Origin of the sequence: Tenacibaculum retecalamus (genome assembly GCF_027941755.1) — a bacterium.
GTDB lineage: Bacteria > Bacteroidota > Bacteroidia > Flavobacteriales > Flavobacteriaceae > Polaribacter > Polaribacter haliotis_B.
In genome coordinates, this window is the sequence record NZ_CP115916.1 from 1,375,630 (window position 1) to 1,390,207 (window position 14,578).

Annotated in this window: 12 protein-coding genes; 6 read left to right on the forward strand and 6 right to left on the reverse strand. The window is 30.4% G+C overall.

Going from position 1 to position 14,578, the window contains the following annotated elements:
* Positions 1-2 precede the first annotated feature (2 nt).
* Positions 3-1,622 (forward strand): ABC-F family ATP-binding cassette domain-containing protein, encoded by a 1,620-nt coding sequence (locus tag PG912_RS06590; protein WP_275688952.1) that lies wholly within the window; start codon positions 3-5, stop codon positions 1,620-1,622.
* A 58-nt stretch (positions 1,623-1,680) separates the two neighbouring features.
* Here PG912_RS06590 and PG912_RS06595 read toward each other — a convergent pair whose 3' ends face one another.
* The 3 genes from PG912_RS06595 to PG912_RS06605 are packed head-to-tail and all read right to left on the reverse strand — an operon-like array spanning position 1,681 to position 3,774.
* On the reverse strand, positions 1,681-2,235 hold the full coding sequence (locus PG912_RS06595; protein ID WP_260585907.1) for an RsmD family RNA methyltransferase: 555 nt from the start codon (positions 2,233-2,235) through the stop codon (positions 1,681-1,683).
* Positions 2,235-3,065 carry a DUF3822 family protein gene (locus tag PG912_RS06600; protein ID WP_275688953.1) on the reverse strand — a complete coding sequence of 277 codons (831 nt, stop codon included), beginning with the start codon at positions 3,063-3,065 and terminating at the stop codon, positions 2,235-2,237. The genes PG912_RS06595 and PG912_RS06600 overlap by 1 nt, the downstream gene beginning before the upstream one ends.
* Positions 3,040-3,774 (reverse strand): hypothetical protein, encoded by a 735-nt coding sequence (locus PG912_RS06605; protein ID WP_260585909.1) that lies wholly within the window; start codon positions 3,772-3,774, stop codon positions 3,040-3,042. Before PG912_RS06605 ends, PG912_RS06600 begins: the two co-directional genes overlap by 26 nt.
* A 102-nt stretch (positions 3,775-3,876) precedes the next feature.
* Here PG912_RS06605 and PG912_RS06610 point away from each other — a divergent pair, with 102 nt between their 5' ends.
* The 3 genes from PG912_RS06610 (at position 3,877) to PG912_RS06620 (ending at position 8,723) form a co-directional block, all read left to right on the forward strand.
* Positions 3,877-5,304, forward strand: a complete 1,428-nt coding sequence (locus PG912_RS06610; protein ID WP_275688954.1) for an ATP-dependent DNA helicase — start codon at positions 3,877-3,879, stop codon at positions 5,302-5,304.
* A gap of 74 nt (positions 5,305-5,378) precedes the next feature.
* A complete protein-coding gene (locus PG912_RS06615; protein WP_275688955.1) occupies positions 5,379-5,993 on the forward strand; it encodes an energy transducer TonB in 615 nt (204 codons plus the stop codon).
* A gap of 210 nt (positions 5,994-6,203) precedes the next feature.
* Positions 6,204-8,723: a PIG-L family deacetylase gene (locus PG912_RS06620; protein ID WP_275688956.1), complete on the forward strand. Its 2,520-nt coding sequence runs from the start codon at positions 6,204-6,206 to the stop codon at positions 8,721-8,723.
* A gap of 73 nt (positions 8,724-8,796) precedes the next feature.
* Here PG912_RS06620 and PG912_RS06625 read toward each other — a convergent pair whose 3' ends face one another.
* From PG912_RS06625 to PG912_RS06635, 3 genes are read right to left on the reverse strand one after another with little or no spacing between them, the layout of a single operon-like run.
* A complete protein-coding gene (locus tag PG912_RS06625; RefSeq protein WP_275688957.1) occupies positions 8,797-9,888 on the reverse strand; it encodes a M42 family metallopeptidase in 1,092 nt (363 codons plus the stop codon).
* A 21-nt stretch (positions 9,889-9,909) separates the two neighbouring features.
* Positions 9,910-10,740: a lysophospholipid acyltransferase family protein gene (locus PG912_RS06630; RefSeq protein WP_275688958.1), complete on the reverse strand. Its 831-nt coding sequence runs from the start codon at positions 10,738-10,740 to the stop codon at positions 9,910-9,912.
* A gap of 56 nt (positions 10,741-10,796) precedes the next feature.
* Positions 10,797-11,423: an NUDIX hydrolase gene (locus PG912_RS06635; protein WP_260585915.1), complete on the reverse strand. Its 627-nt coding sequence runs from the start codon at positions 11,421-11,423 to the stop codon at positions 10,797-10,799.
* 103 nt (positions 11,424-11,526) lie between these two features.
* On the opposite strand from PG912_RS06635, the gene PG912_RS06640 reads away from it, so the two are divergent.
* Together PG912_RS06640 and pheT are read left to right on the forward strand one after the other, a co-directional pair.
* Positions 11,527-11,820, forward strand: a complete 294-nt coding sequence (locus PG912_RS06640) for a hypothetical protein (protein ID WP_260585916.1) — start codon at positions 11,527-11,529, stop codon at positions 11,818-11,820.
* 253 nt (positions 11,821-12,073) lie between these two features.
* Entirely contained in the window at positions 12,074-14,500 is a 2,427-nt protein-coding gene (pheT, locus tag PG912_RS06645; protein ID WP_275688959.1) for a phenylalanine--tRNA ligase subunit beta, read from the forward strand.
* Positions 14,501-14,578 lie beyond the last annotated feature (78 nt).

Sequence of the window (14,578 nt, forward strand, 5' to 3'; positions counted from 1 at the left end):
AAATGTTATCAGTATCTAATTTATCAGTTCAGTTTGGTAAGCGTATTTTGTTTGATGAAGTAAATACAAAATTTACTCAAGGAAATTGCTACGGTATTATCGGGGCAAACGGAGCAGGAAAGTCTACTTTTTTAAAGATTATATCAGGGGTACAAGAACCAACATCTGGTCATGTTCATTTAGAACCTGGAAAAAGAATGTCTGTTTTAACTCAAGATCACTACGCTTTTGATGAGTATACTACGTTAGAAGCTGTTTTAATGGGGAATAAAGAATTGCATAAAATTAAATCAGAAATAGATGCTCTATATGCAGATTATACTGATGAAAATGCAGAGAAAATAGGGGAGTTGCAAGTTCGTTTTGAAGAAATGGATGGTTGGAATGCCGATGCTGCTGCCGCAACTTTATTATCTAATTTAGGTATTAAAGAAGAAGATCATTATACTCTATTGGCTGATTTAGAATCTAAAAAGAAAGTACGTATTTTATTAGCACAAGCTTTATTTGGGAATCCTGATGTATTAATTATGGATGAACCTACCAACGATTTAGATTTTGAAACTATTGCTTGGTTAGAAAACTTCTTAGCTAATTTTGATAACACCGTAATCGTTGTATCACATGACCGTCACTTTTTAGATGCCGTTTGTACACATATTTCTGATATTGATTTTGCTAAAATAAATCACTTTTCTGGAAATTATACTTTCTGGTATGAATCTAGTCAGTTAGCAGCAAAACAAAGAGCTCAACAAAATAAAAAGGCAGAAGACAAGAAGAAGGAATTAGAAGAATTTATTCGTCGTTTTTCTGCAAACATGGCAAAATCTAAACAAGCTACTTCTCGTAAGAAGATGATAGATAAGTTAAATGTTGATGAAATCAAACCTTCTAGTCGTCGTTACCCAGCAATTATTTTTGATAGAGATAGAGAGGCAGGAGATCAGATTTTAAACATAGAAGGGCTATCTAAAAACTTTGAAGGAAGTCCGTTATTTGCGAATATTGATATAAACTTAAATAAAGGAGACAAAGTAGCTATTATTTCAAAAAGCTCGAAAGCAGTATCTACATTTTATGAAATTATCGCTGGAAATGAAGAAGCTGATTCTGGAAAATACAATTGGGGAGTAACAACTACGCAATCTTATTTACCTGCAGATAATTCATCATTTTTTCAAGATGGAGAGTTAGATTTAGTAGATTGGTTACGTCAGTATGCACAAACCGAAGAAGAAAGAGAAGAAGTGTTTTTAAGAGGTTTTTTAGGGAAAATGATTTTTTCTGGTGAAGAAGCTTTAAAGAAAAGTAATGTGCTTTCTGGAGGAGAAAAAGTGCGTTGTATGCTATCTCGTATGATGATGACAAGAGCAAATATTGTTTTGTTAGATGAGCCAACCAATCACTTAGACTTAGAATCTATTCAGTCTTTAAACAACTCTTTAATTAACTTTAAAGGAACTGTATTGTTTTCTACTCATGATCACGAGTTTGCACAAACAGTAGCCAACAGAGTTATTGAAATAACACCAAAAGGAGTTATCGATAAGTATTCAACTTTCGATGAATATTTATCTGACCCTAAGGTAAAGGAATTAAGAAAAAAAATGTATTCATAATAAATACCTTATCACATAAAAAAAAGGAAGCTAATTAAATAGCTTCCTTTTTTTATGATTATTCTTCTGTAGTTGTTTCTATTTCGAAAAAACTAAAAACATTACCTCCATAACGTTTATCGTAACTATGGTTTGGATGTTTTGTTAAATCGGTGTGTTTAGAGTGCTCTATTATTAAAGTACCTTCTTCATTTAAAAGTTGACGCTCAAAAACAAGATCAGCAATTTTTAAAAACTGTTCTTCTTCAAAATCATACGGAGGATCTGCAAAAATAACATCCGACTTTATAGTTGTTTTTTCTAAGAATTTATATACATCACTTTTGTAGGTGTTAATATCAAAATCTAATTCTTTAGCAGTGTCATTTATGAATTTTACACATCCAAAATGTGCATCAACAGCATGTATTGTTAAGGTTCCGCGAGATGCAAATTCATAACTGATATTACCAGTACCTGCAAAAAGATCTAATACAGCAATACTATCAAAATAATAATCGTTGTTTAAAATATTAAATAACGATTCTTTGGCCATGTCGGTCGTAGGACGAACTGGTAATTTTTTCGGAGCAGAAAGTCGTCTGCTTTTATATTTTCCTGATATAATTCTCATTAATTTGCTAAGATAAAATTAGAATGATTTGAAAATTCTTCACTTTCTGTAAAGAAGTTTGAAATAGGTTTAAAAAAATGAATATTACGTACATAATTATAGGCAATATCATAAAGTTCAGACGTTTTTTCGATAGCCCCAATAAGTGTTAATTGAAACTCATTCGGATCCATCTGTAATTGTTCAGCAACAAATAAAATATAATAAATAAAATCTTCTTTTGTAGAAAATGAAAATGAATTGTATAAAATTAAGTTATTTTTTTGACAAACAACAATATCTATTTGATTATAAGATACTTGTACGAAAAATTGCTTTTCAGAATCTTCTTTAGAAAAATTTAATAATTTATCTATTAAAATAGTTGAATGATGTTTGTATTCAAATTCTCCAAAATTTTGAAACAAATAATTATTGATGTTTACATATGGTATGTATACTGTATTTGCTGCTATGGCTTCTAAAGAGTCATAAGTTATAAAATCTGTAGATAGAGTTTTAACAGTGTATTTTAAATAGGCTTCTAAGTTACTTCTATCAAAATATTCGTTAGGAACAAGCGTAGCTAAGTTGTTTTGATGAATTGCAAAAACGGTTATAAAATCTTGTTGTAAATCTTTATCAGTAGCAAAAATGGTAATAATTTTATCTAATAAAACTTCAGGAGAAGCTAAGGGATTTTTAAACGTGTATTCGGTAAATAAGAGTATTTCTTTGGTATCAGAATTAGCGATACAAAAAGAAAATCCATCCAAACTAAATTGGATGGATAGATTTTTATTTTGCGCAATTGCGCTACTTTTTTTAGTCTTCTTTAACAACCGCTTCACCTTTATCGTAAGAAGGAGGCCAGTTACCACCAGTAGTAACTTCTGCTAAAGAACCAACAGAAACATAAGCTCCTTTAATTTGATCGGTTTCTAAAGCTTCTAATTCTTGTTTTACTAAAGAAGTACTCATTCCTTTTAAAACAGAAGATTTGTCAGCTTTTACTTCAAAAACAGGTACAAATAAACCTGTAACTTTTTCAACAGTACCAGTTGCTATTTCAAATTGCTTGTCGGTTCCAGGAACGTTAAACATTCCTTTATAATCTTTTCCTTCAAAATATTTTGATACCGGTTCATAACCAATCGTATCAATTTTCTTTTTAGAAATAGTAATCATAATTCCACCACCTCTATCTACTTCTTCTTCAATATTGCTAGTTTCAATTAAAGCCAATTGCCCTTTCTCAATAAAGTTTATTAAAGAGTCTTTACTGTCGGTATACGTTCTGTAAACCTCTTTGTACTTAACTTCAGCATCACGAATTAACTTTAAATTCTTAATAACCTTAGCGTATCGTACTTCTTTTTCTTTAGCAAAATGAATAGGTTCCATAATACCTCCGTAAATAAGATATCCTAAATAAGCGGTGGCTGCTAAGAGTAATATAGAAACTAACCATCTCATTTTCAGTGGTACAAATTTAACTATAACTACAGCTAAAAGAATTGCAACGACAACGGCTGCTAAAATCATTAATAATAAATTCATTTTTTTTGTTTTAATAATATGATATACGCAAATCTACAATTTTTTTTCAATCATAAAAATATTTCTGTATAAATAGATATATCTTTGGCCATTATTTAAAATATGATAGAATCTGCCCCTAATTTTTATAAAGAAATACTTCAAAAATTTCCATATCAACCTACTCAAAAGCAAAATGAGTTATTAGATAAGTTAACGGATTTTATATTTGGAAAAAATACAGATGCCTTATTTTTATTAAAAGGATATGCCGGTACTGGTAAAACAACCATTATAAGTACTGTTGTTAATAATTTATGGAAAGCAGGTAAAAAAGCCGTTTTATTAGCGCCAACAGGTCGTGCAGCTAAAGTAATTTCTGGCTATTCTAAAAAGCAAGCCTTTACAATACATAAGAAAATTTATTTTCCGAAAAAAGAAGGGAATGGGGGCGTAAGCTTTGTAATGCAGCCAAATAAGCACATAAATACGATATTTATTATTGATGAAGCTTCAATGATATCCGATTCTCGGCAAAACTCAAAACTGTTTGAAAACGGTTCTTTATTAGATGATTTAATTTCGTATGTGTACTCTGGTAAAAATTGTAAAATTGTTTTTATAGGAGATACTGCGCAATTACCGCCTGTTAAATTAACGATAAGTCCCGCTTTAGAAGCTGATAGACTTTCTTTTGATTTTAATAAAGATGTTATTGAAATTGAATTGGATGAAGTAGTAAGGCAACAGCAAAATTCTGGAATCTTAGCAAATGCAACCGATTTACGTTTATTGATACAAAATAATATTATAGACTTTCAATTTGATGTAAATTATCCTGATATTATTCGATTAGAAGATAGTTACGACATTCAAGATGCTATTACAATGGCGTATGATGGAGATATTGGCGTAGAGGATACCGCATTTATAGTGCGATCAAACAAAAGAGCAAACCAGTATAATGATCAAATCAGAACAAAAATTCGCGGTCAAGAAAACGAAATTTCTACTGGAGATTATGTAATGGTTGTTAAGAATAATTATTTCTGGTTAAAAGATTCTTCTTCTGCAGGTTTTATAGCGAACGGAGATATTTGTGAAGTAATGCGAATTAATACTATTAAAGAATTATACGGATTTAAATTTGCTGAAGTAGAAGTTCGTATGATTGATTATCCTGATATGAATCCCTTTGAAACAGTATTGTTGTTAGACACACTTTCTAGTGAAAGTCCGTCTTTAACCTACGAAGAATCTAATAAGTTATACGAAGCTGTAAAAGAAGATTTTGCAGATGAAAAATCGAAGTATAAACAGTTTATGGGGGTAAAAAAGAATAAGTATTTTAATGCACTTCAAGTAAAATTCTCGTATGCAATGACTTGTCATAAATCACAAGGAGGACAATGGAATACCGTTTTTATTGAGCAACCATATTTACCCGACGAGCCAAGTGTTGAGTATTTACGATGGTTATATACTGCAATTACCAGAGCACAAGATAAATTGTATTTAATTGGCTTTAAAGACGATTATTTTTTAGATTAAAATTTTTATGTGACTTTTTATTTTTTTGTTGTCTTAAGGTATAGTATTTCTACTAAAAAGGTTTAAAAAATAGCATGAAAAGAATAACTCTAATTTTAATTATCTGCATATATCAACAAAATTTTGCACAATCAGTATGTGTTAGCGATGAAGCATCTAATTTCGAAGATTTAAATGAAATCGCTATAAAAAAGTGTGAAATTGAAAATTCGAAAGCAGAAAAAAATATTACTAAAAATCGTTTAAATGAAAGAGCTTTTAAGCGAAGACGAAACCTTAAAAAGTCGTTTAAAAGTAAAGATAAAATAGCGAATATAATTTCATCTATAAGTAAAACGAAAAGTATAATCTCCTTTCAAAAAGTTGAAAAAACACCTTTATTTCCTTTATCAAAAAGGAATGAAAATTCTTTTAATGAAAAGATGATTGATCATATTAAAAGTAATTTAATTTATCCTAAAAAAGCATTAATTAACAAATTAGAAGCTCTTGTATTTGTTAGTTTTGTAATAAATGTAAACGGAAATATTGAAAATATCGAAGTGTCATCTAAAAGCTTAAATAGCGATATCTTAAAAAAAGAAGCAATCCGAATTATATCTTTACTTCCTAAGTTTACCCCTGGGAAACAAGAAGGAAAAGAAGTGCGTGTTTCTTATAATTTTCAAATGGATTTTTCATTAAGTTAATCGCGAGTTTTTTGTTTTTTATAGAGTAAAAATATATGTTAGTGTTTTGTTAATTTAATAAAAGTTCTAACTAAAAAAAGTACATTTGTTTGTTATAATATTATAGGTTATTCCGAATTTATCTCAGAATTTCATAGTGTTTTATAATTAAGTTAGGAATCTGAAATAAATTCAGGTTCACCAAATTTCTTATCAACCAAACAATAAAAGATGTACAAAAAAACGCTTTTTAGCCTTTCTTTTTTATTGATATCTGTATCAATAATTGCACAAAAACCTCAAAAATTAAGTTCTAATCAGATTTATGAGAAAATTCAAAAATTAAACTTTTTGGGTTCTGCATTATACATTGCTGCGCATCCTGATGATGAAAACACACGTTTAATAGCCTATTTATCGAATCATGAAAAAGCAAGAACAGGTTATTTATCGTTAACTCGTGGTGATGGTGGTCAGAATTTAATTGGCTCAGAAATGAGAGAATTATTAGGTGTAATTCGTACACAAGAATTATTAGCTGCTCGTAGAGTAGACGGAGGAGAGCAACGTTTTTCGAGAGCAAACGATTTCGGTTATTCTAAGCATCCAGATGAAACTTTAAAAATTTGGAATAAAGATAAAGTATTATCAGATGTCGTTTGGGCTATTCGTACATTTAAACCTGATGTAATTATCAATCGATTTAATCATAGAACTCCAGGTACTACACACGGTCATCATACTTCATCAGCAATGTTAAGTATGGAAGCTTTCGATTTAGCAAACGATAAAACTAAATATTCAAATCAACTAGAAAATACAAGTATATGGCAGCCACAACGCTTGTTTTTTAATACTTCTTGGTGGTTTTACGGAAGTAGAGAAAAATTTAAAAAAGCAGATAAAAGTAAGATGCTAAGTTTTGATGTTGGCGCATATTATCCGTTAAAAGGATTATCGAACAATGAATTAGCTTCTATGGCGAGTAGCCAGCATTTATGCCAAGGTTTTGGTCGTTTAACAACTCGTGGAAGTCAAACAGAATGGGTTGAGTTTTTAAAAGGAGATTTCCCGAAGGATAAAAAAGACATTTTCTCAGGAATTAATACTACCTGGAATAGAGTAGAAGGTGGTGGCGAAATTGGCGACATTTTATACGAGGTTGAAAAGAATTTCGATTTTGTAAATCCGTCGAAGCATTTACCTGAATTAATGAAAGCTTATGAGTTGGTTCAGAATTTAAAAGATGAACATTGGAAAAATATAAAATCAAAAGAGCTTAAATTAATTATAAAGTCGTGTGCAGGTTTGTATTTAGAAGCATCAGCAAATAAATCGAGTGCAACACCTAATAGTACATTTAACGTTGATTTTGAAGTATTAAATAGAAGTAATCAATCAATTGAATTAGCATCTATTAAAATATTACCTAGTGAAAAAACGATTTTAAAAGAATTAGATTTATTGCCAAATTCGAAACAAAATTTTAAAGAAAATATTACAATTAAAAACGTTGGTTATTCATCTCCATATTGGTTAACAAAACCTTGGGATTTAGGGATGTACACTGTTGATGATAAGAAATTAATTGGAAACCCAGAAAGTTCACGACCTGTTCATATTGCTTATAATATGATTATTGAAGGAAAATCAATTGAATTCGTAATTCCGGTTGTTTACAGATATTCTAAAAGAGATAAAGGAGAAATTTATGAGCCTTTTGAAGTATTACCAAAAGTAACTACAAAATTAAAAAGTAAAATTATTATTTTTTCTGAAGATGTTGCTCAAAAAGTATCTTTAGAGGTTCGTTCAGGCGCTAAAAATGTAAGTGGGTCAGTTGCTTTACAAGTTCCAAACGGATGGGAAGTATCTCCTAAACAAGCAAGTTTTATCATCGAACAGAAAGGAGATAAACAAGTGGTTGATTTTAAGGTAACTCCGCCTAAAAATCAATCAGAAGGAGTTTTAAAAGTAATTGCAACGATTAATGATAAAACGTACGATAAAGAATTGGTAGAAATTAACTACGATCATATTCCGAAACAATCGATATTATTGCCATCACAAGCAAAATTAGTTCGTTTAAATATTAAGAAAAGAGGCGAAAAGGTTGCTTATATTCAAGGATCAGGTGATGCAATTCCAGAAAGTTTACGTCAAATAGGATATACTGTTATAGAAATTGACCCGAAAGATATCAACGATAAAAATTTACAAGATTTTGATGCTGTTGTAGTAGGAATTAGAGCTTATAATACTTTGCAAGAATTACAATTTAAACAAAAATATTTGTTAGAATTTGTAAAAAATGGTGGAAACATGATTGTGCAATACAATACCAATAGAAGAGTAGATGTAAAAGCACCGTTTGAGTTAAAATTATCGAGAGATAGGGTTACTGATGAAAATGCGAAGGTTACTTTGTTGGCTAAAAATCATTCGATATTAAATTATCCGAATAAAGTTACTGAAGCTGATTTTAAAGGTTGGGTTCAAGAACGTGGGTTGTATTTTCCGAATCAATGGAGTAAAGAATATACGCCAATTTTAGCTATGAATGATAAAGGAGAAACAACTAAAGAAGGTAGTTTGTTAATTGCTAAACATGGAAAAGGAAATTATATATATACTGGCTTAAGTTTCTTTAGAGAATTGCCAGCAGGTGTTTCCGGTGCTTATAAATTATTTGCGAATATGTTATCGGTTGGAAAAGAAACCAAACAAAAACAAAAAGAAGTAAAATTTTAGTAAATTACTACTAAAGTAAAAAGCTCGATAACAGTAATGTTATCGAGCTTTTTTGTGCTTATAATATGTAGGTTTATTTAAAATATGAAAAATCTTCTCCGTTTTCAATTTTTAATAAACTTTCATAAATCATTTTAATAACGTTTTCAACATCTTCACGATGCACCATTTCTACAGTAGTGTGCATGTAACGTAAAGGTAAAGAAATTAATGCAGCGGCAACACCACCATTGCTGTAAGCAAAAGCATCAGTATCTGTACCAGTAGCTCTTGATAACGCAGAACGTTGAAAAGGAATATTATTAGCCTCAGCAGCATCAATAATTAAATCACGTAATTTTTGTTGTACAGCGGGTGCGTATGCAATTACTGGACCTTTACCTAGCTCTAAATGACCTTCCTTTTTCATTTCAATCATCGGAGTAGTTGTGTCATGTGTTACATCGGTAACAATGGCTACATTCGGTTTTATAGTTTGTGCAATCATTTCGGCACCACGTAAACCAATTTCTTCTTGTACAGAGTTTGTAATGTACAATCCGAAAGGTAATTCCTTTTTATTTTCTTTTAACAAACGCGCAACTTCGGCAATCATAAACCCTCCCATTCTGTTGTCTAAAGCACGACACACAAATTTATCATCGTTTAAAATATGAAATTCATCTGGGTACGTAATTACACAACCAACATGTACTCCTAATTTCTCTACTTCTTCTTTGGTTGCACAACCAGTATCAATAAAAATATTATCAGGCTTTGGTGCTTCTTCTTTTCCTTTATTACGTGTATGAATTGCAGGCCATCCAAAAACACCTTTTACGATGCCGTTTTTAGTATGAATATTTACAATTTTACTTGGTGCGATTTGATGATCAGAACCTCCGTTACGAATCACATAAATTAATCCGTTGTCCGAAATATAGTTTACATACCACGAAATTTCATCAGCATGTCCTTCAATTACAACTTTATATTTAGCATCAGGATTAATTACTCCAACAGCCGAACCGTATGTATCAGTAATAAACTCATCAACATAAGGTTTTAGGTAATCCATCCAAATTTTTTGCCCTTCCCATTCGTATCCGGTAGGAGCAGCGTTATTTAAATATTTAGCTAAGAAATCTATTGACTTCTCGTTTAAAATTGAGTTATTTTTAGTCATAATATATGTAATGTTGTTTTATTATTCCTCTTCTTCTTTTTTAGAATCTGATCCCCAAAAACGTCGCTGTTCACGATATTCTTGTTCTTCTTTTAATTGTTTTGGAGTTAAAACTTTTAGAAATGATGGGTGCTGTTCGATAGCATATTCTATTTTTTCAACAATACTAGCTACATCCTCATTCTCATAATCAATATCTAAAGGTTCTTTAATAACCATTGATTGTAAAACATTTCGTTTTTTTATAAGCAATCCTTTTTTATCAAAGGAACGTCTAAAACCATCAATAACAATAGGTACTACAACAGGGTTATATGTTTTTATAATATGAGCAGTACCTCGACGAATAGGTTTAAATGGCGTGGTAGTTCCTTGCGGAAAAGTAATTACCCAACCATCATCTAATGCCTTACGGATGTTAGAAATATCAGACATTTTTACTTGTCTTTTTACTTCTTTTCCTTTACTTCTCCAGGTTCTTTCTACAGAAACAGAGCCTACATAGGCAAATATTTTAGGTAATAAACCAGCTCGCATAGTTTCGCCAGCTGCAATATAATAAAGGTTCAATTTTGGGTTCCATAGATAACCTACATTTCTAATATTATCATCACGACCTTTTAAAGCAGCGTTAAATACATGGAACATCGAAGCGACATCCGCAAAATAAGTTTGATGGTTAGAAATGAATAAGACATTTTTTTCAGGTAAATTACGAAGTATATCCATGCCTTCAATTTGTAAATTATTGAATTTACGATAACGACCGTGTGATATAACTCCCAATACTTGAATAAGGAAGCGTTTTATGAATAAAATATGACCGAATGGGTTCCTTTTAAATAAAGGCATTTGTAATTATATTTTTAGTGATAAGAGCTAAATTACAAAAGAAATAGAAAACATGACTACTTAAATAAATCTTTAATTTCTGAAAGCATCATAGCTGTTGCTCCCCAAACTATATAACCATTTAGTTTAAAGCAAGGTACCTTAATGTTTTTCATGTAAGATGTTTCCATTTCTGTAGAAGTTAAATTATTGTCGTTTAACAAATCACTAATAAACACTTCTATAATATTGGCAACTTCATAATTAGGTTTAAAAACAGGTTTTTTATTGATGACTCCTATAAACGGAGCTACTAAAAAGTTACTTGGCGGAATATAAGAATCTGAAAGTTGACGAATTATTTTAATATCTTCAGGTATAACTCCAACTTCTTCTAATGTTTCTCTTAACGCAGTTTCTTTAAGATTATTGTCTTTTTGATCTATTTTTCCTCCAGGGAAACTAACTTGGGCTGAATGACTTCCTTTGTAACTTGCTCTTTGTGTTAATAATAGACAAGTTTTATTGTTTTTATCAGGATAAAATAATGCTAAAACTGCAGCTTTTTTTGGGTTTTTACTGTCAATTAATTCCTGTGAAAATTGAGTTCTTAATTTAGGAGCCAATTTAAATTGAGAAATTAATCCGCCTAAAGGTTTGTGTTGTATTTCTTCAAGTTGATTTGTAAAATCAGAAAAAGTCATTCGTTTTTAGTATTTTAGAGCAAACATATTAATTTACAGAGTTAAATATAAAATAATTTGGCTTGAATTTTGATTTGTAATTAACAGAATTAATTTTAAATAAATGGATAAAGAAAATAAATATAAAAAATTAGCACTTAGTTTATTATTTGATGCAATAGGATTTGTGTCGTATGTAATACCTGGCGTGGGTGAGTTAATAGATGTAGTTTGGGCGCCAGCATCAGCTTATATAATGACTCGCATGTATAAAGGTAATAAAGGAAAAATTGCTGCTGGAGTTGCTTTTATTGAAGAAGCAATGCCTGGTTTAGATGTAATACCAACTTTTACACTAATGTGGCTATTTACGTATGTATTTAGCACTAAGGAATCAAAAAAAACAATTGAAATTTAATATTTTTTATTTTAAGTAAAAGGATAATCTCTAAATGATTGTCCTTTTTTTTTGATAAAACTTTTGCGTGATTATAATAGAAGAGGTTGATTTTTTATATAAGTAGTAACCTTATCAAGTTCTAATTATTTCAAAATGATGGTTATGTTAAATAACAAACAATTAAAAATCAATTTAATGAATACTCTTGGAAATGATTATCGTTTTTTCCTTTATTTTCTGTAAATTTGCAGGCTCAAATTAGAGATTGATTATGAAGATATCATACAATTGGTTAAGACAATTTTTACAAACCGACTGGGAAGCTGAAAAAACAGGAGAACTATTAACAGATTTAGGTCTAGAGGTAGAAGGAATAGATAAGGTAGAGAGCGTCAAAGGTAGCTTAAATGGTATCGTTGTTGGTGAAGTAAAAACATGTGTAAAACACCCAAACGCTGATAAACTAAAAATTACTACGGTAGATTTAGGTGATGGTAATCCGGTTCAAATAGTATGTGGAGCGCCAAATGTAGCTGCTGGTCAAAAAGTACCTGTTGCTACTGTAGGTACTACTTTATATGATGAAAAAGGAGAAGGATTTAAAATTAAAAAAGGGAAGATAAGAGGTGAAGAAAGCCACGGAATGATTTGTGCCGAAGACGAGTTAGGTTTAGGTAAAAGTCATGAAGGTATTATGGTTTTAGATGATGCTATTGCTCCAGGAACTTTTGGTGCCGATGTTTTTAATATCGAAACAGATTATGTTTTCGAAATAGGCTTAACGCCAAACCGTGCAGATGCAATGAGCCACTTTGGTGTTGCTCGTGATTTACGCGCAGGTTTAATGCATCAAGGAACAAATTTAGAGCTTATATCTCCTTCAGTATCAGATTTTCGTGTAGACGAACGTACACACAAGATTGATATTGAAATTGAAGATAAAAATTTAGTGCCTCGTTATTGCGGAATTACAATTACCGATATTGAAGTAAAAGAATCTCCAGAATGGATTCAGAATAGATTAAAAGCTATTGGTATTGTACCTAAAAACAATATTGTAGATATTACAAATTATGTTTTACATGAACTTGGGCAACCTTTACATGCTTTTGATGCTAATAAAATTAGAGGAAATAAAGTTGTTGTTAAAACATTAGCCGCAGGAACGAAGTTTAAAACGTTAGATGAAGTTGAAAGAACATTAGATGCAGATGATATTATGATTTGTGATGCAGATGATAATCCATTATGTTTAGGTGGAGTTTTCGGCGGATTAAAATCTGGAGTTACAGAACATACTACTGCAATTTTCTTAGAAAGTGCTTACTTTAATCCGGTTTCTGTTCGTAAAACAGCAAAACGTCACGCATTAAATACCGATGCTTCTTTCCGTTTTGAAAGAGGAATCGATATCAATTCAACAAAATACGCTTTAAAACGTGCTGCTTTATTAATTGAAGAATACGCAGGTGGAAAAATGTCTTCGGATGTTTTAGATTTTTATCCAGAGAAAATAGAAGATTTCGAAGTGTTTTTATCTTTCGAAAACACGTATAAATTAATAGGTCAAGAAATTCCTAAAGAAACTATTAAAAATATTTTAGCTTCTTTAGAAATTAAAATAAACAGTGTAACCGAAGGAGGTTTAGGTTTAACAATACCTTCTTACCGAGTAGATGTACAGCGTGAAGCTGATATTATTGAAGAAATTTTAAGAGTTTACGGATACAATAATATTGAGTTTTCTCACAAATTAAATACTTCAATTTCTTTTGATAGCGATAAAGAAGTTAAGATAGAAAACATTGTTGCAGATCAGTTAACTTCATTAGGATTTAACGAAACAATGGCTAACTCGTTAACAAAAGCATCTTATGTAGCGTTGTCTGAAAGTTTAAATGAAGCACATAATGTAGAGATGTTAAACCCGTTAAGTAACGACTTAAAAGTAATGAGACAATCATTATTGTTTAGCGGTTTAGAATCTGTTTCTTATAATATCAACAGAAAAAATAACGCTTTAAAACTTTATGAGTTTGGTAAAACATATCATAAATACGAAAGCGGATATCAGGAAGACAAGCACTTAACGTTGTTTGTTACAGGAAATAGAACGAAAGATAGTTGGAAAACGACTACTCAAGCTTCTGATTTCTTTTATTTAAAAGGAATTGTAACGAACTTATTAAATAGATTAGGACTTGATAATTTAAAAACTTCACCTATTAAAACAGATGTGTTTTCTGAAGGTGTAGTATTAAGTTTAGGAAAAACTAAACTAGTTGAATTCGGAGTTATAAAAAGGGCTGTTTTAAAAGAATTTTCTATTAAACAAGAAGTTTTATTTGCCGACTTTAATTGGGAAAACATTTTAAGCTTAGCAGGTAATAAGAAAATTAAAGTATCAGATTTAGCAAAGTTTCCATCAGTAAAGCGTGATTTAGCGTTGTTATTAGATGATAAAATTGAGTTTAAAGAAATTTACAATCTTGCTTTTCAATCAGAAAAGAAATTATTAAAAGAAGTAGAGTTGTTTGATGTTTATGAAGGTGATAAATTACCAGAAGGTAAAAAATCATATGCAGTAAGTTTTGTAATTCAAGATGAAAACAAAACATTGGCAGATAAACAGATTGATAAAATAATGCAAAAATTACAGCAAACATTCGAAAAGAATTTAGATGCTGTTTTAAGATAATTCAAAAGCTCCAATTTTTATTGGGGCTTTTTTTATGAAATTTTACGTCATTCTGAACTTGTTTCAGAATCACATCAA

Excerpts from the sequence above, each read along its gene's own strand:
- PG912_RS06635 (WP_260585915.1), bottom strand. The coding sequence starts at position 11,423 with ATGACTTTTTCTGATTTTACAAATCAACTTGAAGAAATACAACACAAA.
- PG912_RS06630 (WP_275688958.1), bottom strand. The coding sequence starts at position 10,740 with ATGCCTTTATTTAAAAGGAACCCATTCGGTCATATTTTATTCATAAAA.
- PG912_RS06640 (WP_260585916.1), top strand. The coding sequence starts at position 11,527 with ATGGATAAAGAAAATAAATATAAAAAATTAGCACTTAGTTTATTATTT.
- PG912_RS06625 (WP_275688957.1), bottom strand. The coding sequence starts at position 9,888 with ATGACTAAAAATAACTCAATTTTAAACGAGAAGTCAATAGATTTCTTA.
- PG912_RS06590 (WP_275688952.1), top strand. The coding sequence starts at position 3 with ATGTTATCAGTATCTAATTTATCAGTTCAGTTTGGTAAGCGTATTTTG.
- PG912_RS06620 (WP_275688956.1), top strand. The coding sequence starts at position 6,204 with ATGTACAAAAAAACGCTTTTTAGCCTTTCTTTTTTATTGATATCTGTA.
- PG912_RS06610 (WP_275688954.1), top strand. The coding sequence starts at position 3,877 with ATGATAGAATCTGCCCCTAATTTTTATAAAGAAATACTTCAAAAATTT.
- PG912_RS06605 (WP_260585909.1), bottom strand. The coding sequence starts at position 3,774 with ATGAATTTATTATTAATGATTTTAGCAGCCGTTGTCGTTGCAATTCTT.
- PG912_RS06615 (WP_275688955.1), top strand. The coding sequence starts at position 5,379 with ATGAAAAGAATAACTCTAATTTTAATTATCTGCATATATCAACAAAAT.
- PG912_RS06595 (WP_260585907.1), bottom strand. The coding sequence starts at position 2,235 with ATGAGAATTATATCAGGAAAATATAAAAGCAGACGACTTTCTGCTCCG.
- pheT (WP_275688959.1), top strand. The coding sequence starts at position 12,074 with ATGAAGATATCATACAATTGGTTAAGACAATTTTTACAAACCGACTGG.